Below are 24,515 nucleotides of genomic sequence, written 5' to 3' on the forward strand. Positions count from 1 at the left end.
GGCGATCCTCTCACCTCAGAGCCGGTAGCGGGTGGAGAGCCCGAGCAGCTGCTCGGCCAGTTGGGCGAGATTGCCGGCCGCCGAATCCAGCTGCCGGGTCCCCGCCGCGGTCTGCTGGCTGGCTTGCCGGATGTTGGCGAGTGCGCTCATCACCTGTTCGATGCCGAGCTGCTGCTGGTTGGTCGACGCCACGATCTGCTGGAAGGTGTTCACGCTCTCCTGCACCCGGCCGGTAATCTCGTCGATCGTCCGCTGGGTGACATCCGCCCGTTCCTTACCGGCGGTCACGCGCTTGACCGCCTCCTCCGTCAGCATCACCGACGCGTTGATCCCGCGCTGGATGTCGCCGAGGATGGAGCGAACCTGGGTGGTCGCCTCCTTGGCCTGATCGGCGAGCAGCTTCATTTCCGCGGCGACGACCGCGAAGCTCCGCCCGCTCTCACCGGCTGCCGCCGCTTCGATCGCCGCGTTGAGCGCCAGGAGGTGCGAACGCTCCGAGATATCGTTCACCGTGGTGATGATCTCGCCTACCGCCTGCGTCTTCTCGCTGAGCGCCACGATGTTCTCGGCCACCGCCTGGGCCTGCTCGCGGATCGCATCCATCGCCCGCCCGGTCTCCTCCACGGCCTCCAGCCCCTGCATCGAGGTCTGCGCCGTCACCTGCGCAGAGGCGATCACCTCCTGCGCACGCTTTCCGATCTGCGAGCCGGCGTGTGTGATCTCGTCCACCGTCGCCGCGGTTTCCTGCACGGCGGCCAGTTGCTCCTCCACGCTCGCCGCCTGCTCCTGCGTGGACGCGCGGATCTCCGCCACGGCCGCGTTCAGGTTCTCGGTCGCCGACCGGCTCTGCACCGCAAGGTCCCGCAGGCCGTGCACCATGCCGTTCAGCGTGGTGCCGAGCTGTCCGAGCTCATCCCGCCCGGTTGCTGCGGCCTGTCCACCGAGGTCGCCGGTGCCGACCCGGTCGACGAAGGCCATGAAGGCCGCAAGCGGCGTTCTCACCGAATGCCGGATCGCGAACGCGATCACCAGGCCGAGCAGACCGGTGATCCCGATCCCGATCAGCAGCGACGTCCGGCTCTCCTCGTAGACCGCCGACACCCGGTCCTGCCCGGCCGCGATCGCCTCGTTCATGGCGTCCTCAGCCTCCGTCAGCGCGGCGAACATGGCCTCGCGGGCTTCCCGGACGGCGCTTTCGGCCCCGAGTGCCCGGTCCACGTCGGAGGCCACCACCGCCGCCATCTGCGCCTCGCCCGCCGAATGCAGCCGCGCCATCTCGTCCCGCGCCAGCCGCAGCCGCTCCGCGATCGACTGCCAGGCCGCAGCGCGTTGCGGCGCGATCGCCTGCGACTGCAGCGTCTGCGCCAACTCGATCGCCTCGTCCATCGTGTTCTCGCTGGCGTCGATCTTCGCCCGCCACGCCGCGACGGGATCCTCGTCGCTGGGCACGCTCCGCCCGGCGGCCCCGGCCACTAACCGGACGAGCGCCGTCGACCGCAAGTCCCGCAGCGCGAACTGGTCGGCGCGGATCTGCCCCAGTTGCCGCAGCACCGAGATGTCGCGCGAAACGATCGTGGCGGTCGTCTGGCGCACGTCAGCGATCTGGCCGAGCGCATAGACGCCGATGGCGACGATCAGAACGAGGATGGCGAGAAAGCCGAGCAGGATGCGGTTGGCGATCGAGAGCGACACGGGCGTTCAGGCTCCAGGGGAAGCAGGGATGAAGAGCGGCGCGAGAAGCGCCTCCAGGTCGACGAGGGCAGCCGCGTCGGCAAGCCCGGGAAGGCGGACCGAAAGCGGGTCGTCCGGGGAGATCGGAACGGCGGTTCCGGTGCCGAGCACGCGTTCCACGGTGAGCGCCACCGGCGGTTCGTGCCGGAGGATCACGACATGACCCTCCCCGGCCTTGCGCTCGGCGGGAGAGAGGCCGAGCAGGGCGGCGAGTTCGACCACCGCGTGGAAGCGGCCCCAGGCATGGCCTAGCCCCGATACAAGCGGATGCCCGCCCGGCAGCGGCACCACGCGCATGGGTTCGATGACCGCACGCACGCGATCGATCGGGATCGCGAAGACCTCCCCGCCCACCGACACCGCGCAGGCGCCCTGCCCAGGAGCATCCGTCTGCAGCGGCTGGCGGCCAGAGAGTTCCGCCGTCCGCGCATCGAGAATGCGGCGGCGGCGCGCGTCCTCCGTCATCGCGGACCTCCGTCGGAAAGTACGAGTCGGGCCACGGCGACGAGGTCCGCTGCGGTCAGGCCGTCGCCCTCGGCAAGGTCCGCAGTTCCCGGCATCGCCGCCGCAAGCCGCCCCGCGTTGGCCACCGCCCGACGCCCGGCAGTCCGGTCACCCTGCGCAAGCAGCACGAGTCCAAGGTGGTAGTGCGCCAGCGCGAAGGCGCGATCCAGATAGATGGCTCGCCGGAGCGCCGAGGCGGCGGCCGCCTGATCGCCCAGCGCCCGATGAATGAGACCCTCGTAGAACCGCAGCAGCGGGTCCGTCGGCCGGTCCGCTTCTCCCTCCCGGCAGACGGCCAGCGCACCGGCGAAGTCGCCCGCGTCCGCAAGGCTGCGCAACTGCTCCACGAGGCTGATCGGCTTGGTTTCGGCTGCGCCGGTCGGTGGCGTCGGCGAGAGGGTTCTGGTCGCACGCGCTACCGCGCGCGGTGCGGACTTGCGGGTCGGCTCTGCTATCGCGGGCAGCGGGACGGCAGCGGATGGCTCGCTTGCGCGCAGGGCCGGAGTGGTCGGCAGATGCGGCCCCGGGCGCCGATAGACCGTTGCGCCCGCGATCTCCACCGGCACCAGCGACGCCGTGAAAGCCGGGTTCGTCTCCGCATGGCCGAGCAGCAGCCAGCCCTCCGGCCGCAGCGCCTCGCCCAGCGCCGCCACCAGCTGGATCACCGTTTCAGTCTTGAAGTAGATCAGGACGTTCCGGCAGAGGATGAGGTCGAAGTCGGTGAACTGCAGGGGTGAAGTGCCGTCGAGCATCGACAACAGGTTGTGCCGCTCGAAACGGACGATCGGCCGGAACCGCCGTTTGACCGAGTACGTCCCAGACCGCGGTCCGGCATCGAACCAGGCGTCGCGCCCCGCCGCATCCACCGCGCGCAGCGACCACGCCCCGAAAACCCCCGAGCGCGCCCGCTGCAGCGCCGCCTCGTCGATGTCGGTGCCGATCACGGAGATTCGCCAGTCGAGGATCTCCGGCCCGATCAGCTCGCTGAGCGTGATGGCCAGCGAATAGGCCTCCGACCCGTTCGAACAGCCGGCGCTCCAGATCCGCAGCCGGCGGTCGCCGCCTCGCCGCGCGATGAGATCCGGCAGGATCGTGTTCTTCAGCGCCGCGAACTGCTCGCGGAAACGGAAGAAGAAAGTCTCGCCGATCGTCACCTCGGAAACGAGCGCGCTCCATTCCGCCTCGTCGGAACCGCCGGCGAGGCGGTCGAGATAATCGGAGAACCCTCGTGCGCCGGCCGCCTGGATGCGACGGCGCACCCGCTCGAACAGGATGTCGTCCTTGTCGGCGTAGTAGGCGTGGCCGGTCCTCTCGATGATCAGCCGCTTGATGTCCACGAACCCGGGATCGAGAGGCCCGTCGTGATCCGGCTGCCGTGGCACGCTCATGGCTCGACCGTCAGTTGCGCAGCCCGGAGCGCCTCGCGGGCCGCATAGGCCTCCAGCCGGTCCCGTTCGTGCCGATGGATGAGCCGGCCGGCGGCTACAAGGCTGATCCGTCGTCCGCCGGCAGTGAACACGCCGGTTACGCAGCCCCTCAGCGTCTCCGCATCTGGCACGTCCGAAACACCGGACCGCGACACGGTGATCACGTCGCGGGCCCTGTCGACCAGCAGCGCGATCGGTGTCCCCCGGAGCACCAGGAGGTGGCTGTCGAGATCGGGCTCGACCTCGCTCACCGGAAGCCCGAACAGCGCGGCCGGCCGCAGCACCGGTACGGCGACACCACTGACGTCGGCGATCCCCTCCAGCCCGGCGGGCGCCCCTGGCGGGCGGGTCAGATGGGGAAGCGGCAGCACCTCGCGCACGTCGGCAAGCGCCATCGCGCAGCCGATGCCGGCCACGTCGAACAGCACGGCTGCAAACGCCTCTGTCGATCGCGAACGCACGTGGATCCCGCCCCCATGTCGGGGGTTGAACGCAAAGCCCGCGCCTTTGGTTCCGCGTCCCGCCGGTCGCTGAAAACACTGTTCACCGCCTCGCGGGGAGGCGAGGCGCGGCCTATCTGCTAGAGAAGGTCGAGCGAAAGGAACCGCCATGGGACAGCTGGTCGACGGGATCTGGAAGGACGTCTGGTACGACACGAAGAGCACGGGCGGACGCTTCGTGCGGCCGGACACCCGCTTCCGCCGATGGATTACGCCCGACGGCGCGCCGGGGCCGGACGGACGAGAGGCGGTCCCGGCCGAGCCTGGCCGCTACCATCTCACCGTCTCCTACGCCTGCCCGTGGGCCCACCGCACGCTGATCGTTCGCGCCCTCCGCGGCCTGGAGGACATGATCGGCCTCTCCGTCGTTCACTGGCGCATGCTGGAGAACGGCTGGACCTTCGAGGACGGGCCCGGCGTGGTGCGCCATCCGGTGCAAGCCGACTTCCTCCACCAGATCTACACGTCCGCCGATCCCCGCTACTCCGGTCGGGTCACCGTGCCGGTGCTCTGGGATCTCAAGGAAGGCACCATCGTCAACAACGAGTCCTCGGAGATCATCCGCATCTTCGACACAGCCTTCGCCGATCTGGGCGCCACGCCGGGCACGCTGCGTCCCGCAGGTCTCGAGGAGGCCATCGACCGCCTGAACGCCCGCGTCTACGACACCGTCAACAACGGCGTCTACAAGGCCGGCTTCGCCACCTCGCAAGCCGCCTACGAGGAGGCCGTTGTGCCGCTCTTCGCGATGCTCGACGAGCTCGACGACCGCCTTGCCCGCTCCCGCTTCCTGTTCGGCGACGAGATCACCGAAGCGGACGTTCGCCTGTTCCCGACTTTGATTCGCTTCGACGCGGTTTACGTCGGCCACTTCAAGTGCAACCTGAAGCGCATCACCAACTACGCGAACCTCTGGGCCTATACCCGCGACCTCTACCAGATCCCGGAGATCAGCCGCACGGTGAACCTGGAGCACGCCAAGCGGCACTACTACGAGAGCCACCGGGGCATCAATCCGACCGGCATCGTTCCGCTCGGTCCCGTCATCGACTACGACGAACCCGCCGGCCGCGGCTGATCGGCGCTCCGGCGCGGACCTTGATCGGGTGGGTGGATCCTGGCCGGGATCCACCCTACGTTCGTGACAACCCCCGGATCCAGGAGAGCCCCATGGAAAAGCGTCGCCTCGGCCGCACCGACCTCCACATCGCCCCGCTTGTCTTTGGCGGAAACGTCTTCGGCTGGACCGCCGACGAGAAGACCTCCTTCGACCTCCTCGACCGCTTCGTCGATGCCGGCTTCAACGCCATCGACACCGCCGATGCCTACTCCACCTGGGCGCCCGGCAATGTCGGCGGCGAGTCCGAGACGATCATCGGAAACTGGATGAAGGCCCGCGGCAACCGCGATCGGGTGCTCGTCCTGACCAAGGTCGGCTCGGAGATGGGACCGGGCAGGAAGGGCCTCCGCGCGCCCTACATCGAGGAGGCCGTGGAGGCCTCCCTCCGCCGCCTGCAGACCGACGTGATCGACCTCTACCAAGTCGCACTGGCCCGACCCGGAAACGCCCTACGAGGAAACGCTCGGCGCCTACCAGCGCCTTCTGGAGAAGGGCAAGATCCGCTTCGTGGGCGCCTCGAACCTCTCCGCCGACCAGCTTCGCGACGCCCTCGCCGTCGCGGCCGACAAGGGCCTGCCCCGCTACGAGACGCTGCAGCCGGAGTACAACCTCTACGACCGGTCGTCCTACGACGGCCCGCTCCGCGACCTCTGCATGGCCGAGCACCTCGGCGTCATCACCTATTTCGGGCTCGCCAAGGGTTTCCTCTCCGGCAAGTACCGCAGCGAAGCGGACCTTTCCAAGAGCCCGCGCGGCGGCGGAATCAAGGGCTACCTCAATCCGCGCGGCATGCGCATCCTGGCAGCCCTCGACGAGGTCGCCGCCACACACGCCGCCAATCCGGCCGAGGTCGCGCTTGCCTGGCTGATCGCCCGCCCCGGTGTCACCGCGCCGATCGCCAGCGCCACCACCGTCGACCAGCTGTCGAGTCTCGTCCGCGCTGCCGCCATCGATCTGTCGCCGGACGACCTCCGCCGCCTCGACGACGCCAGCGCCTGACGAACCTGCCGCCGCTGGCGAACGAAACGCCGCGGTCGGCGTTGAGGCGATACCCCCCATCGAGGAGATCGCCTGATGCCAGCCCGGCCGCTTCGCTCGCTGATCCTTGCCCCGCTCGCCCTCCTCCTCGGCGGCGCCGCCGTGCCCCCCACGGAAGCGCGGTTCCTGGAGCGCTTCTCCGGTGCCTGGTCCGGCGCCGGCGTCGTCCATCGCAACGCCGAGTCCGGACCGCAGAAGGTGAACTGCCGGCTGAGCGGCGAGCGTTCGGAGAACCGCATCTCCATCGCCGGCACGTGCCGGGCCTACCTGGTCTTCTCCCGCAAGATCTCGGCGGAAATCACCTACGATCCCGCCTCCCGGCAGTACAGCGGCACCTACGTCGGCTCCCGCGTCGGGCCGGCGAGCCTCGCCGGCAAGCGCCGCGGCGACACGGTCAACCTGGCCGTCCGCTGGCCGCGTCCCGTCAACGGCGATCGGACCGCCCGCATGCGCATCGTCAATGACGGCGCGGGCAGTCTGCGGATCGTCGTCACCGACGACTATGGGGAAGGCGAAACCACCGTGACCGATGTCGCGCTCGCGCGGGCCGGCTGACCGCGATCACTTCTTTCGAACTCCCGACCTTGTGACGGCGTCGCGTCGCGCCGGAGGCGTAAGCTCGTTCCAATCCCATTCAATCTGGACCTGTCAGGAGAACACCCCATGCATCAACGCAAACTCGGCACCGGCGGCCTCACCGTCTCCGCCCTCGGGCTCGGCTGCATGGGCATGTCCGAGTTCTACGGGGAAGGCGACGAGGCCGAATCGATCGCGGTGATCCACCGCGCGATCGACCTCGGCGTCACCTTCCTCGACACCGCCGACATGTACGGCGTCGGCCGCAACGAGGAACTTGTCGGCCGCGCCATCAGGGACCGGCGCGAGCGCGTCGTGCTCGCCACCAAATTCGGCAACGTGCGCGGACCGAACGGCGAGCGCCTCGGCGTCAGCGGCCGGCCCGACTACGTCAAGTCGGCCTGCGAGGCGAGCCTGAAGCGGCTGGGGCTCGACGTCATCGACCTCTACTACCAGCACCGCGTCGACCCGGAGACCCCGATCGAGGACACCGTCGGCGCCATGGCCGACCTCGTGCGCGAAGGCAAAGTGCGCTATCTCGGCCTGTCCGAGGCCGGCCCGGCCACCATCCGCCGTGCCGCCGCCGTCCACCCCATCGCCGCGCTGCAGACCGAGTATTCCCTCTGGAGCCGCGATCCGGAGGACGAGATCCTGCCCACCATCCGCGAACTCGGCATCGGCTTCGTGCCATACAGCCCGCTCGGCCGCGGTTTTCTCACCGGCCGCTTCAAGACAATCGACGATCTGCCGGCAGACGACTTCCGCCGCCACTCCCCCCGCTTCTCCGGCGAGAACTTCCAGCTCAACCTGGATCTCGTCGGCGTCGTCGAGGACTTGGCGACGGCCAAGGGCGTAAAGCCCTCGCAGCTGGCGCTCGCCTGGGTCCTCGCCCAGGGTGACGACGTGGTGCCGATCCCCGGCACGAAGCGCGTCAAGTACCTGGAGGAGAACGTCGCCGCAGCGGACATCGTCCTGACCCCCGACGAGATCCAGGAACTCGCCTCCGCCTTCCCTGTTGGCGCCGCGGCCGGGGAGCGCTACGCAGAGGCCGGCATGAAGATGCTCAACCTCTGACCAAGGGACCTGCGACCGGATGGGCCGCCGCACCGACGTGGAGATCGCGCTCCGCGCCCTTGCCCCCGCCATCCCGGACCACGAGTTCGGGGTGGTCGCCGACCGTGCCATGGACAGTCCGGGGCTGGTCACGGCAGCGCCTGAAAACGCTGCCTGGCTTGCCCTGGTCGCCTACGTCCGCCACGTCTTCACCGACTATGACGACCTCCTTGATGAAGGTTACGACCAGGACAGCGCTCGCCATTTCGTGCTCGACGACATGACGGATGTCCTTGGCGCCTGGGGCGTTCGCCGCCCGATCGTTGCCGATGAGGTCGACCCGGACGAAACTTGAGGGAACACGCGCGCTGCGCACCGGTTCGGTGGATATCCCCACCCGACAATGGAGCGAGCCATGCACGCGCACGACATGATTTCCACGCACCCGCACGTCCGCGGCAACGTCAACGCGGCGCTCGTCCGCGCCATCGAAGCCGCCTACGACTGCGCCCAGGCCTGCACCGCCTGCGCCGACGCCTGTCTGGGTGAGAAGATGGTCGCCGACCTCACCCAATGCATCCGCTTCAACATGGACTGCGCCGACGTCTGCGCCGCAACCGGCCGGGTCGCATCTCGCCGCACCGGCTCCAACGAACTGATCATCCGCCAAATGCTGGAAGTCTGCGCTGAAGCCTGCCGCCTCTGCGGCGAGGAATGCGCCTCGCATGCTTCGATGCACGAGCATTGCCGCGTCTGCGCCGAAGCCTGCCGCTCGTGCGAGACCGCCTGCCGCGAGGCCGCCCGCAGCGTCACACCGCGGATGCAGTGACCCTGGGCGCCGGGAACCGCGGCTCCCAGCCGAACGCATGCCATCTCGACGGGCGTTCGATGAAAAATGGGCTGTGAAACGGGGGGTTGGTAGCAGAGGGCGGATTCGAACCGCCGACCTACGGGTTATGAGTCCGTCGCTCTAACCACCTGAGCTACTCTGCCGACCACCCCGTAGGCGGAGCGCGAAGGCCCCGCCGGAGTGAGGTGGGTATAGTGAAGCCGGCGCCCGCCTGTCAAGGAAGGAGCGGTCGCCGCCTCACTTCACCACTTCGAATTCGAGAAGACGGTAGAAACCGCCGAGGCCCGCCGCCGTATCCGATACGAGCCGGACGCCGGGGAAGGCCGAGATCGTCGCAACCGAGATGGTCGTGTTCCACCCGAGCAGCCGACCGAGCGGCGACAGCGCCCGCCCGAACCGGGCCCGCACGCCTTCGTCGCCGGCGAAATGGCTCACCGCCAGGATACGGCCGCCCGGCCGCACCACCCGGCGCATCTCGCTCATCACCCGCGCCGGGTCCGGGACCACCGTCATCACGTACATCGCCATGGCCGCGTCGAAGCTGTCGTCGTCGAACGCCAGCCGCGCGGCGTCCATCTCGATGATCGCCTCCACGTTGGAAAGCTTCTGCTCCGCCACGCGTTGCCGCGCCTTGGCGAGCATTTCCGGCGACAGGTCGATGCCGGTGACCTTCACCCGCGGCGGATAGTCCGGCAGCGAGATGCCCGTGCCGACGCCTACCTCAAGCACCCGGTCCGCGTCCGGCGGCAGCGCCGAGACCGCAGCCTTGCGGGAAGCCTCCATGATCGGGCCGAACACGACATCGTACACCGGGGCCCACCGCGCGTAGGCGGAGACCACGTCCTTGGCCCGCATGACGGTGTCGACCGCCCGCTCGGCCTGCGTTCCCACGCGTGCCCGATCCCTCGTCATCCCAGATCCTCGCCTTTGGTTCGTGCTGACGCCTCAACCGGCGACAACGGACCGCGGTTCCCCGATCGACGCGCCGCGCATCGCCGCCGCGCCCCGCTGGGTCGCCCCGATGAAGCCGCCGCCGAGCACGCGCGCCTCTCCCCCCTGCGACGCGTAGAGCACGCAGGCCTGCCCCGGCGCAACCCCCTGCTCACCGTCCATGAGCGCCACGAACGGCGTGCCCTGCTCGATCGTCAGCACCGCCGGCTGCGGCGGGCGCGTCGAGCGCACCTTGGCGAACAGCTCCATTCCCGCCGCCGGAAGGGCGGACAGCGGCGTGTCGCCCAGCCAGTTGAGGTCGCGAAGCTGGAGCCGTCGCGTTTCCAGCGCTTCCCGCGGCCCGACCACCACGCGGCGCTGTCCGGCGTCAAGCTTCACGACGAACAGCGGCTCGCCGGTCGCGACGCCGAGACCCCGACGCTGCCCCACCGTGTAGTGGATGATCCCGTCGTGCCGCCCCAGCACGCGACCGTCGACGTGAACGATCTCGCCGGCTTCCGCCGCATCCGGCTTCAACCGCTCGATCACGTCGGCATACTTGCCCTGCGGCACGAAGCAGATGTCCTGGCTGTCGTGCTTCTCGGCGACCACCAGGCCCATTGCCCGTGCCTTCTCCCGAACCTCCGGCTTGGCGAGCCCGCCCAGGGGAAACCGCAGGAAATCCAGCTGGTCGGGTGTGGTGGCGAACAGGAAGTAGCTCTGGTCCCGGTCGAGATCCACCGGCCGGAACATCGCCCGCCGGCCGGACGGCGTCAGCTGCGAGCGGACGTAGTGACCGGTCGCAAGCGCCTGCGCGCCGAGTTGGCGCGCGGTGTCCAGGAGGTCGGAGAACTTGACGGTCTGGTTGCAGGCGACGCAGGGGATCGGCGTCTCCCCGGCGATATAGCTTTCGGCGAAGCGGTCGATCACCGCGTCGCGGAACCGCGCCTCGTAGTCGAGCACGTAGTGCGGGATGCCGAGCATCGCCGCGACCTGGCGCGCGTCGTGGATGTCCTGCCCGGCGCAGCAGGCGCCCTTGCGGTGGGTCGCCTCGCCGTGGTCGTAGAGTTGCAGCGTCACGCCGACGACGTCGTAGCCCTCCGCCTTCAGCAGGCCGGCGACGACGGACGAATCGACGCCCCCGGACATCGCCACGACCACGCGCGTGTCCTCCGGACGACCGGGGAGATCGAGACTGTTCAGCATCGCTCCATAAGCCTTTCCGACGCGGCATCACCCGCGCGCCGCGTTGTCGCCGAGACCGCCCGCCCGTTCCGGCCGACATCGGCCCTCTTCGAAGAGGTGGGAGACGACGGCCCCGCCTCGGCAAGCTTTGCCGGGTTTCCGGCCAGCTTTTGCCGCCCTCGTCGCGGCCCTGCGCTCTCAACTGGGCGGAAGCTAGCGAAAAATCAAGCGGATGTCACCGGAAAGCGCCCTGGCCCGGCGCTTGCAGATCCCGGCTGCCTGGAGAAGGTCCACCATGTCTGACGTTTCGGTCGCCGTCGCGCTTTTCGCCCCCTTGAACACCTCCGCCCCTGGGGGCATGCCGTCGTCCGAGACCGGTGCGGCCGCGGGTGGCGGTTTCGCCGCCTTGGTCGACGCCATGACCGCCGGCACCGGACCGACCGCCGGCGCGCTCGACGCGGTGCCCGGCCAGACCTCCATCGCGCTGCCTGCCGAGTTCGGCGCCGACGCCTTTGCCGCCACCGACGGCGTGAACGTCGCGCTTGCCGAGTTGGCTGCGGCCATGGGTACCAAGAAGCCCGTCATGGTCGCCGGCAAGGTGGAACCGGCCGAGCCGGTCGAGGCCGCCTCCGGTACCGAACCTTCCGAGGCCGAGACCAATGCCGCGCTCGCCTCGGCGATCCCTGTGCCCATCCCGGTTCCTGCACCGCCCCCGGTCACCCCCGTCGCGGTCGTTCCGGCCGACGCCACCGCCACCGACCCGATCGCGGCCGCGACGCTGCCTGCCGACCCGTCGGCCATGCTCGACGATCTCGCCGGCATCGCCGCGCCGAAGACCTCGCCCGCCACTGCCCCGGTCGCGCCGGCGCCTGTCGCCGCCGCGCCGAAGCCTGCCCCTGCGGCGCCCCAGCTTCCCCCGACCTCGTCACCCGTCGCTGAGGCCGTCACGAGCGTGGCCGGAAAACCCGAGCCGAAGACATCGAAGCCGGCAGCTCCCGTCACACCCGTGTCGTCGACGCAGGCCGCGGCCGCGCCGTCCGCCCCCGCCCTGCCGCAGGCGACCGCGGCGCCCACCCTGCCGGAAGTGCCCGCCGCTGCGATCGCGTCGCAACCGTCCCCCGGCCTTGCGTCGACGTCGATCGACGTGCCTTCGGAGGCCGAACCCCTCGCCTTCACCGCCGCAGACCTCCCGGCCGATCCGGCGAAGGATGCAGCGCGGAACCTCGCGTCGGTGAGCGGAACGCCCGCCGTCCCGGACGAGGCGAGGCCGGCCCAGCCGACGGTCAGCCCCTCGGTTGCCGCAGCCGATACCGCGGTTGAACAACCCGCGCCGGACCTGAGCACCGATGCCCCGACGCTTTCCAAGGTCGACGGGACGCAGGCGCCCGCCCCCCAGGCGGCCGAAGCAACGCCACGCCCGGCAGCACCCGCGCCTGTCGCGCTCGCCCAGCCCCTCCTGGTGAACACCGGCGCCGAGGCCGGCACCGCCGCGCTCACACCGGCAGATGTCGCGGTGATCACGGCTGCGCTCGAGGCGGCCGCGTCGGCGACGGTCGAGACGTCCACCGTCGCGCAGCCGCCGGCAGCCGTTGCTGAGGCGACGGTCGCGGCCGCGGCCTCCACACAGCTGGTCGCTCCGGACCTGATCGAGACCGCCCTGCCAACCTCGCCGGCCGAAAAAACCGCGCCTGAGACCGACAGCGAGGCCGCCACCGACGATCTCCTGGCGACCACGGACGACAAGCCCGCCCGCACTGCGCCGGAGAAGCCCGACGCCGCCGCAAGGCCGCCCCTGCCCGTCAACGCCGGCGCCGTCGCCTTTGCCGCGCGCGTCCGCGGAGAAGGCGAGGATCAACGCGCCCTCGCACAGGACGCCGTCCAGTCCGTGACCCAGCAGCAGGCGCAGCCGCAGTCGCTCGCAGCCCCGCAGACCGCCGCTGCGCCGCCAAGTGCCCAGTCCGTGCTCAACGCCATTCCGCTCGCCATGGTCGGCGTCGAGATCGCCCGCATGGCCAAGCTCGGCGAGACCAGCTTCCAGATCCGCCTGGATCCGCCGGAGCTCGGCCGCGTCGACGTCAGCCTGGAGCTGTCCGACAAGGGCGAGGCGCGCGCCCACCTGACCGTGGAGCGGCGCGATACCCTGGATCTCTTTGCCCGCGATCAGCGCGCCCTGGAGCGCGCCCTGCGCGAAGCCGGCTTCGAAGCCAAGGACGGCTCGGTGTCGGTGTCCCTGCGCAACAACGGCTCCGACCAGCAGCAGCAGCGATTCGCGGGCGGCAACGGCCAGGACGGTCGTGAACCCCGCTTCATCCGCTACCCCGGCGGGGAGGCTGCGGAGACCACCGCGGCACCCCTGCCCGTCGACATCTACCGTCCGCGTCGAGACCAGCTTCTCGATGTCCGGATCTGACGCCAAGGAGTTCCGATCATGGCCGTCACCAGCGCCACAGGCACCACCACCACCCCCGCAACCACCAGCAACACGTCGGAAACGGCGAAGCGGCTGGCCACCACCTACGACACCTTCCTGAAGATGCTGACCACGCAGCTGAAGGTCCAGAACCCGCTCGAGCCGATGGACGCGGAGAAGTTCACCGAGCAGCTGGTCCAGTACTCCGGCGTGGAGCAGCAGATCCAGACCAACAAGAACCTGGAATCGATCCTCGCCTCGCTCGCCAGCACCACCTCGCTGAACCTCGTCAACTACATCGGCAAGTCGATCGAGGCGAGCGGCGACACGACGCTTCTGGAAGGCGGCAAGGCCACGTGGAAAGCCAACGCCGCGTCGGTTGCCGACAAGGTGAAGGTCACCATCACCGACAGCACCGGCACGGTCGTCTTCACCGGCACCACCACCTTCTCCAGCGGCGACAACACCTACGAGTGGGACGGCAAGACCGACGCCGGCGGGGACGCGCCAGCGGGGAACTACAAGATCGCCTTCGACGCCGAGGATTCGGACGGCAAGGCCGTGGCCGTATCCACCCGGATGTCAGGTAAGGTTACCGCGATCGATACATCCGGCTCGGAGCCCTACCTCTACGTTGGCACCACCGCCGTGCCGATTTCCGGAGTCTCCCGTATCTCCGGCTGAACACACGAGAAATGCGGTTGCCGACCAGTATTCGCAGGCGACATCGGGACCTCTGCGCAAGCCATTCCAATTCTTACTAAATTCTTGCTGGGCAATTAGCCGAATTTTAAAAGCCCGGGCGTAAAGTCTCCCACTGAGAGGTCAGTTCAGTGTGAGAGTACGATGACCGAGCAGATGCGTCCCCGCGTTAAGTATGTGATCGGACCGGACGGGAGCCCCCTGACCATCGCCGATCTGCCGCCCGAGGACACGAAACGTTGGGTGATCCGTCGCAAGGCGGAAGTGGTCGCGGCAGTGCGGGGTGGACTCCTCTCCCTGGAGGAAGCCTGCAAGCGGTATACTCTGACGGTGGAGGAATTCCTCTCCTGGCAGCAGTCGATCGACAAGCACGGATTGGCCGGTCTACGCGCAACGCGTGTCCAGCAATACAGGCCCTGATCAGCCTGGATCCAAGATGAGGGAATGACAAGGTCGGCAGTCGCCGGCCTTTTCGTTTTTGTCGGATTCGCGCTCCGCTCTTGCAGAACGCTTCGCGCGGTTTCGGCCCGCCGGACCGACCCGGCAGATTTTGCCGATCATCTTTGTGGCCTGGAAACCCTGAAACCGCGGAATAGCGCGGTCAGCCAACGTCTTGCGCTCTCCGTTAACAACTTGTTTACCAAAACCATGCGGAAATTCCTGCCGGGTTGGACGAGGTGCGGACCGGGTCGGACGAAACGTCCGGGCGTGTTCCTCTCGACCAGGCAGGCAACGCGAACGGGCCAATAATCGAGCCCCCGCAGCGCCCTCGCCGGCCCGCTCGAATCGAATGACGGCAGCCGCCGTGTGGACCGGGACCGGGGGAGCAGGAAAGAGTGAACGGCCTTGCGGCACTCTTGAAATCGCTGGGACCTGCCCGCCTGGCCGCCATGGGCGCCGTCGCGATCGGTCTTATCGGTTTCTTCGCCTACATCACCCTCCGCTTCAACGAGGTCAACGAGGCCCCGCTCTACACGGGTCTGACGCTCGAGGATTCGGCGGCGATCATCGCCGAACTTGATTCGGCCAACGTCGCCTACCGCCTCCTCCAGAACGGCACCGTCATCATGGTCCCCGACCAGGACGTGACCCGCCTGCGCATGCAGTTCGCCGAACAGGGTCTGCCGGCGGGCGGCGGCGTCGGCTATGAGATCTTCGACAAGACGGACGCTCTTGGCACCACCAGCTTCGTGCAGAACGTCAATCGGCTGCGCGCCCTGGAGGGCGAGCTCGCCCGCACCATCCGCGCCATCAACCGCGTCGAATCGGCCCGCGTCCACCTCGTGCTTCCCGAGCGCCAGCTGTTCCGCCAGAACGAGCAGAAGCCCACCGCCTCCATCGTCCTGAAGACGCGCGGTGTGCTGGAGCCGAGCCAGATCCGCGCCATCCAGCACCTCGTCGCCTCGGCCGTGAACGGCCTGGAGCCGACGCGCATCTCCATCATCGACGAGGCAGGCCGCCTTCTCGCGGAAGGCTCGGGCGACGAGACCACCCAGATGATGGCCGCGGCCGTGGACGAGCGGACCGCCGGCTACCAGAAGGACGTCGAGGCCCGCGTCCGCGAAATCGTGGAAAGCGTCGTCGGCCCTGGCCGAGCCCGGGTGAAGGTGGCGGCCGAGCTCGACTTCAACCGCATCTCCGAAACCCGCGACACCTTCGACCCGAACGGACAAGTGGTCCGCTCCACCCAGTCGCGGGAGGAGAACAGCGCCTCGTCCGAGCCGCAGCCGAACGACCAGGTCACCGCCGGCAACCAGATCCCCAACGCCAATCAGCCCGCCGGTGGGGCCGGGGCCTCCGCGACCCAGAACGCCAACACCAGCGAAGAGACGATCAACTACGAGATCTCCAAGACCACCCGCACCCAGGTCACCGAGGCCGGCGGCATCCGTCGCCTGTCGGTCGCCGTGGTCGTCGACGGCCGCTACCAGACCGGCGCGGACGGCGTGCAGACCTACGTCGCCCGCGACCAGCAGGAGCTCGACCGCATCTCCGCGCTGGTCCGCACTGCCATGGGCTTCGACCAGAACCGCGGCGACCAGGTCGAGGTGGTCAACCTGCAGTTCGCCGAAGGCCCCCCGGCGACGGAGACCGACGCGATCGAGCCTGGGATGTTCGAGTTCTCCAAAGACGACCTCGTCCGCTTCGCCGAAATGGGCGTGATGTTCATCCTGACGCTGCTGGTCCTGCTGTTCGCGGTCCGGCCGCTGATCAAGCGGATCCTCTCGCCGGAAGTGGTCACCGAGCATCGCGAGATCACCACCACGGTGACCGGACCGAACGGCCAGGCCATCACCATGCTTCTGAACGCCGAAGGCCAGCTCGTCCCGGCCGACGCGGCCAACGCGGCGGCCGCCGTCGGCCTGCCGCCGCCCGAGGCCGGCCCGCCTAGCCGCATCGAGGAAGCCAAGGCCAAGGGTGCCGAGCAGATGGACCAGGTCCGCCGCGTCGGCAGCCTCGTCGAGGAGAACCCGAACGAAGCCGCCATCATCATCCGCACGTGGCTCTCGGAGGCCGCCTGATCCATGTCCAACCTCCAATTGTCAGGTACGGCCGGCGTCCTCACGGTCTCCACCGACGGCACCCAGCGCGACCTCACCGGTCCGGAGAAGGCTGCCGTCATGATGCTCGCCCTCGGCGATCGCCACGGCGGTCCGATCTGGCGTTCGCTTGACGAGATCGAGATCAAGCACCTCTCGCTGGCCATGTCGAAGCTGGGCCCGATCACTCCGCAGATGCTGGACGACCTGCTCGTCGAGTTCGTCACCAAGGTTTCGTCATCCGGCGCCCTGATGGGCAACTTCGACACGACGGAGCGACTGCTCCTCTCGGTCCTGCCGAGCGACAAGGTCAACTCCATCATGGAGGAGATCCGCGGTCCGGCGGGTCGCAACATGTGGGAGAAGCTCTCCAACGTGCAGGAGAACGTTCTCGCCAACTATCTCAAGAACGAATACCCGCAGACCGTCGCTGTGGTGCTTTCGAAGATCAAGTCCGACCACGCGGCCAGGGTTCTTGCCATTCTGCCGGAGGAGTTCGCGCTCGAAGTCGTCAACCGCATGCTGAAGATGGAGTCGGTCCAGAAGGACGTGCTCGACAAGGTGGAGCAGACCTTGCGCATCGAGTTCATGTCGAACCTGACCAACACGCAGCGCCGCGACGCCCACGAGATCATGGCCGAGATCTTCAACAACTTCGACCGCACCACCGAGGCGCGCTTCATCACGCAGCTGGAGGAGGAGAACCGCGACGCCGCCGACCGCATCAAGGCGCTGATGTTCACCTTCGACGATCTCGGCAAGCTCGACTCCGCCGCGATCCAGACGCTGCTGCGCGGCGTGGAGAAGGACAAGCTCGGCCTGGCGCTGAAGGGCGCCAAGGAGAGCGTACGTGAACTCTTCTTCTCCAACATGTCCGCCCGCGCGTCAGCCCTCCTCAAGGAGGACATGGAGCAGCTCGGTCCCGTCCGCCTGCGCGATGTCGACGAGGCGCAGTCCTACATGATCAACATCGCCAAGGACCTCGCCGCCAAGGGCGAGATCATGATCTCCAAGAACAAGGGTGAGGACGAACTCGTCCTCTGAGGGAAACAGACCGCATCATGGCCGCACCCGCGCGCTTCCTCTTCGACACCGATTTCGCCGCTCCGCCGGCGAAGGCGGAGCCTGTCGCGCCGCCGGTGCCGACCATCGAGCAGCCGGTCCACGAGGCCATCGTGGCCGAGGCCGAGCGCCGCGCCTACGACCGCGGACTGGTGGCCGGCCGCGAGGCCGCCGAGGCGCGGGCCGCCGACCGGCTCGCCGAGGAGGCCGGCCGGCTCGCCGCCGCCGCCCAGTCCATCCTCGCCGTCCTGGACACCGAGCGTGCCCGTGTCGAGGTCGAGGCCTTCCGCCTCGCGGAGGCGGTCGCCTGCAAGATCGCTGGACGGCTGATCGAGCTTCACCCTCGCGAGGCGATTCTCGCCATCGTCTCCGAGGCCCTCGGTCCCCTGCGCCGCGCGCCGCATCTCGTTATCCGGCTCTCAGCCGACGACGCCGAGCCGATCCGCGGGGAACTCACCCGCATCGCCGCCGAGCGCGGCTTCGAGGGCCGCCTGGTTGTCCTCGGCGAGGACAGCGTCACCCGCGGCGACTGCCGCATCGAGTGGGCCGACGGCGGCATCGTGCTCGACCGAGCCGCCACCGAGGCCGCGGTACACGCCGCCATCGAGAACCATCTCGCCTCGATCGCGCCTGCCGGCGCGACGACGGGCGACCTGACCGAGGAGGCCTGACATGGCCGCCGACGACGACGATACCGAATCCGGCTCTCTCGACTTCCAGGCGCATACGGCGCAGCCGCGCCGCGACGACGAGGAAGACCCGAACGCCGCGCATACGGCCGCCGAGCTGGAGGCCGTCTTCGACGTCCCCGTGCGGGTTTCCGCCATCCTCGGGCGCGCGCGCATGCCGGTGCACGAGCTCCTGAAGCTCTCGCCCGGCAACGTGCTGGAACTCGACCGCAAGGTCGGCGAGGCCATCGACATCTACGTCAACAACCGTCTCGTGGCGCGCGGCGAGGTCGTCCTCGTGGAGGACAAGCTCGGCGTCACCATGACGGAGATCATCAAGTCCGAGCGCTGACCGCGCTTGTGGACAGGGAATGAAGAGGACCTGCCATGCGTCTCCTGATCGTAGGCATCCTGGGCGGGCAGCTCACCACAGCCACCCGCATGGCCATGGACAAGGGCGCGTCCGTCATCCACGCGGACACGGTCGAGACCGCCCTGCGCACGCTGCGCTCCGGCCGCGGCGCCGATCTGGTGATGATCGACGTTGCGCTGTCGATCGGCGGCCTGATCAGCGCCCTTGAGGCGGAGCGCATCCACGTTCCCGTGGTCGCGTGCGGCACGGCCACCGACGCCAAGGCCGCCGTCGCAGCCATCCGCGCCGGCGCCAAGGAATATATCCCCCTCCCCCCGGACGCCGAGCTGATTGCCGCGGTGATCGCCGCCGTCGCTGCCGATGGTCGCGACCTCATTGTCCGCGACGAGGCGATGCTCTCCGTCGTCCGCCTCGCCGACCAGGTCGCAGCCTCCGAAGCGTCGATCCTGATCACCGGCGAGAGCGGCACCGGCAAGGAGGTGCTCGCCCGCCACGTCCACAAGAAGTCCGCCCGCGCCGACAAGCCCTTCGTCTCCGTCAACTGCGCTGCCATCCCAGAGAACCTTCTGGAATCGGAGCTCTTCGGGCACGAGAAGGGCGCCTTCACCGGCGCCGTCGCACGGCGCATCGGCAAGTTCGAGGAGGCGACCGGCGGCACGCTGCTGCTCGACGAGATCTCCGAGATGGACGTGCGCCTGCAGGCCAAGCTCCTGCGCGCCATCCAGGAGCGGGTCATCGACCGCGTCGGTGGCGGCAAGCCGGTGCCGGTCGACATCCGCATCATCGCCACGTCCAACCGCAACCTCGCCGACGCCGTCCGCGAAGGCCTGTTCCGCGAGGACCTCCTCTACCGCCTCAACGTCGTCAACCTGAAGATCCCGCCGTTGCGCGAACGCCCGGCCGATGTCGTCGCGCTCGCCGAGCATTTCGCCCGCAAATACGCCGAGGTGAACGGCGTCCCCGTCCGCCAGATCGCCGCCGACGCAAAGCGCGAACTGATTTCCGCCCGCTGGCCGGGCAACGTCCGCGAACTGGAGAACACCCTCCACCGCGCCGTGCTGCTCGCCAACGGCCCGGACATCGGCGTCGAGGCGATCCGCTCGCCCGACGGCATGCGCTTCGACACCCGCATCGAGTCCCGCCGTGAGGATGCCGCCGCCCGCGCCGCCCAGACCGCCGAGGCGGTCACCCGCGCCCTCGTCGGCCGCACTGTCGCCGACGTCGAGCGTGACCTCATCCTCGACACCCTCGACCACTGCCTCGGCAACCGCACCCACGCCGCCCGGATCCTCGGCATCTCGATCCGCACCCTGCGCAACAAGCTCAACGAATACTCCGCCGACGGCATCGACGTCCCCGAACCCGGCACCGCCCGAACCGCCGTGGCCTGACCGCCCAACCACGCCCACCCCCGCACCGCCCACCGCTCCACGCCAACCGCCTCCCTCCCCCTTGCGGAGGCAAGGGCACAGCCCGCACGCCGATCAGGCAAGTGACTTCGAGGCCGGAGGGCGGGGGGAACAACCGCCCTACCCGAACGCCCCCACCCGAACATCACACCTCTCAGCCGTCACGGTCCGCGCAGGCGGACCATACCTCTCAGCCGTCATGGTCCGCGCAGGCGGACCACCCACGAATTTGTGGGCATGCTCGACACCCCCTCCGACGGCAACCCACCATCCTGGAACAATGCGTGGGTGGTCCGCCTGCGCGGACCATGACGAGAGTTTGGAAGTGACCTAGGGGTTTCGATTCGTGACCACGCGCGACCCCTCTCGCCGCCGCCTGTTTCCCGATTGCCCTCGTCCCTTAACCCTCCGTTAACCATGCACCCGGCAAATTCTGCCCACTGACCCGTCGGCCCTTCTGGAACCGTACCCATCGTGACCGACACCACTGGACCGTCCTCTCCGTCCGGGTTCCGCTTTCCGACCTTCACCGAGGTCAAGTCCGCCGTCCTGAGGGGCGATGTCGGCCTTGCGATCGGGATCATGGCCATCCTTGTGGTCCTGATCCTGCCGCTGCCCGCCGTCCTGCTCGACGTCTTCCTCGCCTTCTCGATCATCTTCTCCATCCTCATCCTGATGACGGCGCTGTTCATCCAGACGCCGCTGGAGTTCTCCTCCTTCCCCACCGTGCTCTTGATCGCCACCATGCTGCGGTTGGCGCTCAACCTCGCCTCCACCCGCCTCATCCTGGCGGGCGGCCACGAGGGCACCCACGCCGCCGGCCACGTGATCGAGGCCTTCGGCAACTTCGTGATGGGGGGCAACTTCGTCATCGGGGTGATCGTTTTCGCCATCCTGGTGATCGTGAACTTCATCGTCATCACCAAGGGCTCCGGCCGCATTGCCGAGGTGGCCGCGCGCTTCACCCTCGACGCCATGCCCGGCAAGCAGATGGCGATCGACGCCGACCTGTCCGCCGGCCTGATCAACGAGTCCGAGGCCCGCGATCGCCGGCGCAAGCTGGAGGAGGAGAGCGCCTTCTTCGGCGCCATGGACGGTGCGTCCAAGTTCGTTCGCGGCGACGCCATCGCCGGGCTCCTGATCACCTTCATCAACATCATCGGCGGCATCGTCATCGGCGTGCTGCAGATGGACCTGTCACTCGCCGAAGCCGGCCACAGCTACACCGTGCTGACGGTCGGCGACGGCCTCGTCAGCCAGATCCCGGCGCTCATCGTCTCCACCGCCGCCGGCCTGCTCGTCTCCAAGGCGGGCGTTTCGGGCGCGGCGGACAAGGCGTTGGTCAGCCAGCTCTCCGGCTATCCCAACGCGCTCGGCATGTCGTCGGCGGTGATGGGCATCCTCGCCCTGCTCCCCGGCATGCCCATGCTGCCGTTCCTCTCGCTCTCCATCGGCGCGGGTTTCATGGCCTTCTACGCCGCGCGCAACAATCTCCAGGCCCGCGAGGAGGTGACGGCCGCCAAGGCGGCGGCCGACGCTCCGCCGCCCGAACCCAGCGAGGAGCCGATCCAGTCCGCCCTCAAGATGGACGACCTGCGCGTCGAGCTCGGCTACGGCCTCCTGCCGCTGATCAACGATCCCACCGGTGGCGACCGCCTCTCCGAGCAGATCAAGGCGCTCCGCCGGCAGATCGCCTCGGAGATGGGCTTTGTCATGCCTCCGGTCCGCCTTCTGGACAACGTCCAGCTCGCCGCCAACGATTACGTCGTCAAGATCAAGGAGGTCGAGGCAGGCCGCGGCCAGCTGTTCCCCGGCCAGTTCATGGTCATGGACCCGATGGGCGGAAAGGTCGCCATTCCCGGCACCCAGACCACCGAACCCACCTTCGGCTTGCCCGCCACCTGGGTGGAGGCGCGCCTGCGCGAGGAGGCCGCCATCCGCGGCTACACCGTTGTCGACCCGGCCACCGTCCTCTCCACCCACCTGTCGGAGACGCTGAAGTCCAACGTCGCCGAGCTGCTCTCCTACGCCGACGTGAAGAAACTGCTGGCCGATCTCCCCGCCGAACAGGCCCGTCTCGTCGACGACATCGTGCCGAGCCAGATCTCCGTGTCCGGCATCCAGCGCGTTCTCCAGCAACTGCTGCAGGAGCGGATCTCGATCCGCGATCTCTCCACCATCCTGGAGGGCATCGCCGAGGCGGTCGGCCACTCCCGCTCCACCCAGATGATCGCTGAGCACGTGCGGGCGCGCCTCGCCCGCCAGATCTGCGCCCAGCACACCGCGCCCGGCGGCTATCTCCCGCTGATCTCCCTGTCGCCGGCCTGGGAGCAGGCCTTCCTGGAAAGCCTGGTCGGCGACGGCGACGACAAGCGCCTGGCCATGGCGCCCTCCAAGCTGCAGGAGTTCGTCATCCTGGTCCGCGACGGCTTCGAGGACGCCGCCCGCAAGGGCGAGCTCCCCGTCCTGATGACGAGCCCGCTCGCCCGGCCCTACGTCCGCTCCATCGTCGAACGCTTCCGCGCCCACACCACGGTGATGAGCCAGGCCGAGGTCCATCCCCGGGTCCGCCTGAAGACCGTCGGCCAGATCTGACCGCGTCAGCACCGTCAACAAAACCTTAAGGCATGGGGCTCATTCTCCGCCCCATCATGTCCATTCGTTTCGTGTACCGGACCGCCCTGCTCCTATGTGTCGCAACCCTGGCCGGCTGCGGCTTCTTCGACTGGGAGGAGCGCGAACCCTGGCGTGCCCAGGCCGAGGCGGCTTGCTTTGCCCGCAACATGGTGCGCCTTTCGCCGCTCATCCAGCCGGTCAGCGCCATCGAGGGACGCGGCATCTGCGGCCTCGATCGCCCGCTCAAGGTCACCGCGCTCGCCGACGGCACCGTGCGGATCGGTAGCCGCTCGCAGGTGATGTCCTGTCCGATGACCGCCGCGCTGGAAAGCTGGACGCAGACTGTCGTCATGCCCGCGGCCCTGGCGCGCTACGGCATGCCCGTCGTCGAGATCAAGTCGATGGGCACCTACAACTGCCGTTCGCGCAACAACATCCGCGGCGCTCGGCTCTCCGAGCACGCCTTCGCCAACGCCTTCGACGTCGCGGGTTTCGTGCTGGCCGACGGCCGTACGGTGAGCATCAAGAAGGGCTGGCGCGGCGACGAAACCGACCGGGCCTTTCTGCGTGAAGTGCACGCCGGCGCCTGCGGGCCCTTCACGACCGTGCTCGGACCCGGCTCCGACGGCAAGCACGAGGACCATCTCCACCTCGACCTTGCCCGCCACAACGCGCAGGGCACCATGCGCTACTGCCGTCCGACGCCGCAGTTGCCGCCGCCCGCCAGCTGGCCGCCCACCTACCAAGTCGGGCCGGACACGTCCGTGCCGATGGCGACCAACATTCCCGACGACAGCTGGCCGCGCGTGCTGCCCGGCACCCTGGCCGCCGCGCAGGCAGCCCCCGTGCCGACGGCTCCGCAGCCATACCCCGCCGCGCCGCAGCCCGGCTACGATCCCTCGCTGCTGCCCCCGGGGGAGATCCCCGGCAGCGCCACGTCGCAGCCGGCCTATGGCGGGACGCCCGCCTGCCCGCCCGGCTATGTCTGCCAGCCCGTCGGCGCCAGCCAGCAGCCTCCGCCGGCCCTTCCCGGCTGGAACGTCGGCCCGCAGCCCGTGCAGGGCTGGGCCGTGCAGGGCTACGCCCCCGACGAGGTCGGCTCGGTGCCCTACTCCGACGAGTAGAGAAGACTGAGAAGTATGATCACGCCGAGACCGGCGGCGATCCCGCAGGCGGCGTCTGCATCTCCCGCCAGGCCGAGACGATCACCTCCCGTGCCGCCCAGAGGTTGACGCCGGCGATGACGAGGCCGGCGACGATGTCCGGCCACGCGGCCGCCTGGATCGCGACCAGCACGCCCGCCATGATCGTCATGCCGTTGAGAACGGCATCGTTGCGCGTCGACAGCCAGATCGATCGCATCGAGCTGTCCCCGCTGGAGAAGCGCGCCAGCTTGGTCGCCACCGTCACGTTCACCCCGAGCGCCACGGCCGCCGTCGCCGCCATCCACAGCGACGAGGGCACGCCCCCGTAGTAGAGCCGCATGAACACCTGCCCCAGCGCCACCACGCCAACACCCAACATCAGGAGCCCCATCACGAAGCCCGCACGCGCCCGGTTCCGGAGCGTCCACCCGACTGCCAGCGCCCCCAGCAGATACATCCCCGTATCTTCAAGGAAGTCCGCCGCGTCCGCGATCAGCGCCGCCGATCCGATCCAGATCCCGATCACCCCCTCCATCACGAACATCAGCCCGTTGACCATCGCCGCCCACAGCAGCACGCGCCGATAGGCCGGATCGCGGTGGTCGCCCGTGTTCTGCTGTGTTTCGCCGGCGGTCTCGGTCATCAAACACTCATGGGTTCGGGGTGGCGGCTGGCA

At 68.8% G+C, this 24,515-nt stretch carries 22 protein-coding genes, 1 tRNA gene and 1 pseudogene; 16 read left to right on the forward strand and 8 right to left on the reverse strand.

The annotated features are described in order from the left end of the window. Nucleotides 1–15: 15 nt before the first annotated feature. Genes HZ321_RS18910 through HZ321_RS18925 form a run of 4 tightly spaced genes read right to left on the reverse strand, consistent with a single transcriptional unit; the run spans nucleotide 16 to nucleotide 4,123 of the window. Nucleotides 16–1,692, reverse strand: a complete 1,677-nt coding sequence (locus HZ321_RS18910) for a methyl-accepting chemotaxis protein (RefSeq protein ID WP_181703958.1) — start codon at nucleotides 1,690–1,692, stop codon at nucleotides 16–18. A gap of 6 nt (nucleotides 1,693–1,698) precedes the next feature. Next, nucleotides 1,699–2,196, reverse strand: coding sequence for a chemotaxis protein CheW (locus HZ321_RS18915; protein ID WP_181703959.1), 498 nt, complete (start codon nucleotides 2,194–2,196; stop codon nucleotides 1,699–1,701). Next, the gene (locus HZ321_RS18920) at nucleotides 2,193–3,623 is read right to left on the reverse strand and encodes a CheR family methyltransferase (protein ID WP_181703960.1); all 1,431 of its coding nucleotides are present in this window, start codon (nucleotides 3,621–3,623) and stop codon (nucleotides 2,193–2,195) included. Before HZ321_RS18920 ends, HZ321_RS18915 begins: the two co-directional genes overlap by 4 nt. Next, nucleotides 3,620–4,123, reverse strand: coding sequence for a chemotaxis protein CheW (locus HZ321_RS18925; RefSeq protein ID WP_181703961.1), 504 nt, complete (start codon nucleotides 4,121–4,123; stop codon nucleotides 3,620–3,622). The genes HZ321_RS18920 and HZ321_RS18925 overlap by 4 nt, the downstream gene beginning before the upstream one ends. A 148-nt stretch (nucleotides 4,124–4,271) precedes the next feature. Between HZ321_RS18925 and HZ321_RS18930 the strand changes: the two genes are divergently transcribed. From HZ321_RS18930 to HZ321_RS18955, 6 genes and pseudogenes are all read left to right on the forward strand, one after another. Then, nucleotides 4,272–5,240 carry a glutathione S-transferase family protein gene (locus HZ321_RS18930; RefSeq protein WP_181703962.1) on the forward strand — a complete coding sequence of 323 codons (969 nt, stop codon included), beginning with the start codon at nucleotides 4,272–4,274 and terminating at the stop codon, nucleotides 5,238–5,240. A 92-nt stretch (nucleotides 5,241–5,332) separates the two neighbouring features. Next, nucleotides 5,333–6,281, forward strand: a pseudogene (locus HZ321_RS18935) (aldo/keto reductase). 75 nt (nucleotides 6,282–6,356) lie between these two features. Beyond that, nucleotides 6,357–6,875, forward strand: coding sequence for a hypothetical protein (locus HZ321_RS18940; RefSeq protein ID WP_181703963.1), 519 nt, complete (start codon nucleotides 6,357–6,359; stop codon nucleotides 6,873–6,875). A 108-nt stretch (nucleotides 6,876–6,983) separates the two neighbouring features. Continuing rightward, on the forward strand, nucleotides 6,984–7,970 hold the full coding sequence (locus HZ321_RS18945; RefSeq protein ID WP_181703964.1) for an aldo/keto reductase: 987 nt from the start codon (nucleotides 6,984–6,986) through the stop codon (nucleotides 7,968–7,970). A 19-nt stretch (nucleotides 7,971–7,989) separates the two neighbouring features. Then, nucleotides 7,990–8,304 (forward strand): DUF2293 domain-containing protein, encoded by a 315-nt coding sequence (locus HZ321_RS18950; RefSeq protein ID WP_181703965.1) that lies wholly within the window; start codon nucleotides 7,990–7,992, stop codon nucleotides 8,302–8,304. Between the two features lie 60 nt (nucleotides 8,305–8,364). Then, nucleotides 8,365–8,778: a four-helix bundle copper-binding protein gene (locus HZ321_RS18955; RefSeq protein ID WP_181703966.1), complete on the forward strand. Its 414-nt coding sequence runs from the start codon at nucleotides 8,365–8,367 to the stop codon at nucleotides 8,776–8,778. 87 nt (nucleotides 8,779–8,865) lie between these two features. On the opposite strand, the gene HZ321_RS18960 is transcribed toward HZ321_RS18955, so the two are convergent. The 3 genes from HZ321_RS18960 to mnmA form a co-directional block, all read right to left on the reverse strand. After that, nucleotides 8,866–8,942, reverse strand: a tRNA-Met gene (locus tag HZ321_RS18960). 94 nt (nucleotides 8,943–9,036) lie between these two features. Beyond that, the gene (locus tag HZ321_RS18965; protein WP_181703967.1) at nucleotides 9,037–9,711 is read right to left on the reverse strand and encodes a class I SAM-dependent methyltransferase; all 675 of its coding nucleotides are present in this window, start codon (nucleotides 9,709–9,711) and stop codon (nucleotides 9,037–9,039) included. A gap of 33 nt (nucleotides 9,712–9,744) precedes the next feature. Further along, nucleotides 9,745–10,935, reverse strand: a complete 1,191-nt coding sequence (gene mnmA / locus HZ321_RS18970) for a tRNA 2-thiouridine(34) synthase MnmA (protein WP_181703968.1) — start codon at nucleotides 10,933–10,935, stop codon at nucleotides 9,745–9,747. Between the two features lie 274 nt (nucleotides 10,936–11,209). Here mnmA and HZ321_RS18975 point away from each other — a divergent pair, with 274 nt between their 5' ends. The 10 genes from HZ321_RS18975 (at nucleotide 11,210) to HZ321_RS19020 (ending at nucleotide 23,818) form a co-directional block, all read left to right on the forward strand. Further along, entirely contained in the window at nucleotides 11,210–13,324 is a 2,115-nt protein-coding gene (locus HZ321_RS18975; protein WP_181703969.1) for a flagellar hook-length control protein FliK, read from the forward strand. 18 nt (nucleotides 13,325–13,342) lie between these two features. Continuing rightward, nucleotides 13,343–14,008 carry a flagellar hook assembly protein FlgD gene (locus HZ321_RS18980; RefSeq protein WP_181703970.1) on the forward strand — a complete coding sequence of 222 codons (666 nt, stop codon included), beginning with the start codon at nucleotides 13,343–13,345 and terminating at the stop codon, nucleotides 14,006–14,008. 162 nt (nucleotides 14,009–14,170) lie between these two features. Continuing rightward, complete coding sequence (gene sciP / locus HZ321_RS18985) at nucleotides 14,171–14,446, forward strand: CtrA inhibitor SciP (protein ID WP_075215430.1); 276 nt, start codon at nucleotides 14,171–14,173, stop codon at nucleotides 14,444–14,446. A 416-nt stretch (nucleotides 14,447–14,862) separates the two neighbouring features. Continuing rightward, nucleotides 14,863–16,548, forward strand: a complete 1,686-nt coding sequence (gene fliF, locus HZ321_RS18990; RefSeq protein ID WP_181703971.1) for a flagellar basal-body MS-ring/collar protein FliF — start codon at nucleotides 14,863–14,865, stop codon at nucleotides 16,546–16,548. 3 nt (nucleotides 16,549–16,551) lie between these two features. Further along, nucleotides 16,552–17,610, forward strand: coding sequence for a flagellar motor switch protein FliG (gene fliG / locus HZ321_RS18995; protein WP_181703972.1), 1,059 nt, complete (start codon nucleotides 16,552–16,554; stop codon nucleotides 17,608–17,610). Between the two features lie 17 nt (nucleotides 17,611–17,627). Beyond that, nucleotides 17,628–18,299, forward strand: a complete 672-nt coding sequence (locus HZ321_RS19000) for a FliH/SctL family protein (protein WP_181703973.1) — start codon at nucleotides 17,628–17,630, stop codon at nucleotides 18,297–18,299. Nucleotide 18,300: 1 nt separating this feature from the next. Further along, a complete protein-coding gene (fliN, locus tag HZ321_RS19005) occupies nucleotides 18,301–18,648 on the forward strand; it encodes a flagellar motor switch protein FliN (RefSeq protein WP_181703974.1) in 348 nt (115 codons plus the stop codon). A gap of 35 nt (nucleotides 18,649–18,683) precedes the next feature. Beyond that, nucleotides 18,684–20,060, forward strand: coding sequence for a sigma-54-dependent transcriptional regulator FlbD (flbD, locus tag HZ321_RS19010; protein ID WP_181703975.1), 1,377 nt, complete (start codon nucleotides 18,684–18,686; stop codon nucleotides 20,058–20,060). A 489-nt stretch (nucleotides 20,061–20,549) separates the two neighbouring features. Beyond that, a complete protein-coding gene (gene flhA, locus HZ321_RS19015) occupies nucleotides 20,550–22,673 on the forward strand; it encodes a flagellar biosynthesis protein FlhA (protein WP_425305420.1) in 2,124 nt (707 codons plus the stop codon). A 32-nt stretch (nucleotides 22,674–22,705) separates the two neighbouring features. Continuing rightward, on the forward strand, nucleotides 22,706–23,818 hold the full coding sequence (locus tag HZ321_RS19020; RefSeq protein WP_181703977.1) for an extensin-like domain-containing protein: 1,113 nt from the start codon (nucleotides 22,706–22,708) through the stop codon (nucleotides 23,816–23,818). A 19-nt stretch (nucleotides 23,819–23,837) separates the two neighbouring features. Here the strand turns inward: HZ321_RS19020 and HZ321_RS19025 are convergent, their stop codons facing one another. Next, a complete protein-coding gene (locus tag HZ321_RS19025) occupies nucleotides 23,838–24,482 on the reverse strand; it encodes a cation efflux transmembrane domain-containing protein (protein WP_181703978.1) in 645 nt (214 codons plus the stop codon). Nucleotides 24,483–24,515: the final 33 nt, after the last annotated feature.

It is taken from the genome of Chthonobacter albigriseus (assembly GCF_013839445.1).
Taxonomy (GTDB): domain Bacteria; phylum Pseudomonadota; class Alphaproteobacteria; order Rhizobiales; family Pleomorphomonadaceae; genus Chthonobacter; species Chthonobacter albigriseus.

Coding starts and splice junctions, on each gene's coding strand:
- HZ321_RS19020 (WP_181703977.1), top strand. CDS start 22,706: ATGGGGCTCATTCTCCGCCCCATCATGTCCATTCGTTTCGTGTACCGG.
- fliN (WP_181703974.1), top strand. CDS start 18,301: ATGGCCGCCGACGACGACGATACCGAATCCGGCTCTCTCGACTTCCAG.
- sciP (WP_075215430.1), top strand. CDS start 14,171: ATGACCGAGCAGATGCGTCCCCGCGTTAAGTATGTGATCGGACCGGAC.
- fliG (WP_181703972.1), top strand. CDS start 16,552: ATGTCCAACCTCCAATTGTCAGGTACGGCCGGCGTCCTCACGGTCTCC.
- mnmA (WP_181703968.1), bottom strand. CDS start 10,935: ATGCTGAACAGTCTCGATCTCCCCGGTCGTCCGGAGGACACGCGCGTG.
- HZ321_RS18945 (WP_181703964.1), top strand. CDS start 6,984: ATGCATCAACGCAAACTCGGCACCGGCGGCCTCACCGTCTCCGCCCTC.
- flbD (WP_181703975.1), top strand. CDS start 18,684: ATGCGTCTCCTGATCGTAGGCATCCTGGGCGGGCAGCTCACCACAGCC.
- HZ321_RS19025 (WP_181703978.1), bottom strand. CDS start 24,482: ATGACCGAGACCGCCGGCGAAACACAGCAGAACACGGGCGACCACCGC.
- HZ321_RS18920 (WP_181703960.1), bottom strand. CDS start 3,623: ATGAGCGTGCCACGGCAGCCGGATCACGACGGGCCTCTCGATCCCGGG.
- HZ321_RS18965 (WP_181703967.1), bottom strand. CDS start 9,711: ATGACGAGGGATCGGGCACGCGTGGGAACGCAGGCCGAGCGGGCGGTC.
- HZ321_RS18950 (WP_181703965.1), top strand. CDS start 7,990: ATGGGCCGCCGCACCGACGTGGAGATCGCGCTCCGCGCCCTTGCCCCC.
- HZ321_RS18940 (WP_181703963.1), top strand. CDS start 6,357: ATGCCAGCCCGGCCGCTTCGCTCGCTGATCCTTGCCCCGCTCGCCCTC.
- HZ321_RS18980 (WP_181703970.1), top strand. CDS start 13,343: ATGGCCGTCACCAGCGCCACAGGCACCACCACCACCCCCGCAACCACC.
- HZ321_RS19000 (WP_181703973.1), top strand. CDS start 17,628: ATGGCCGCACCCGCGCGCTTCCTCTTCGACACCGATTTCGCCGCTCCG.
- HZ321_RS18930 (WP_181703962.1), top strand. CDS start 4,272: ATGGGACAGCTGGTCGACGGGATCTGGAAGGACGTCTGGTACGACACG.
- HZ321_RS18975 (WP_181703969.1), top strand. CDS start 11,210: ATGTCTGACGTTTCGGTCGCCGTCGCGCTTTTCGCCCCCTTGAACACC.
- HZ321_RS18915 (WP_181703959.1), bottom strand. CDS start 2,196: ATGACGGAGGACGCGCGCCGCCGCCGCATTCTCGATGCGCGGACGGCG.
- HZ321_RS18955 (WP_181703966.1), top strand. CDS start 8,365: ATGCACGCGCACGACATGATTTCCACGCACCCGCACGTCCGCGGCAAC.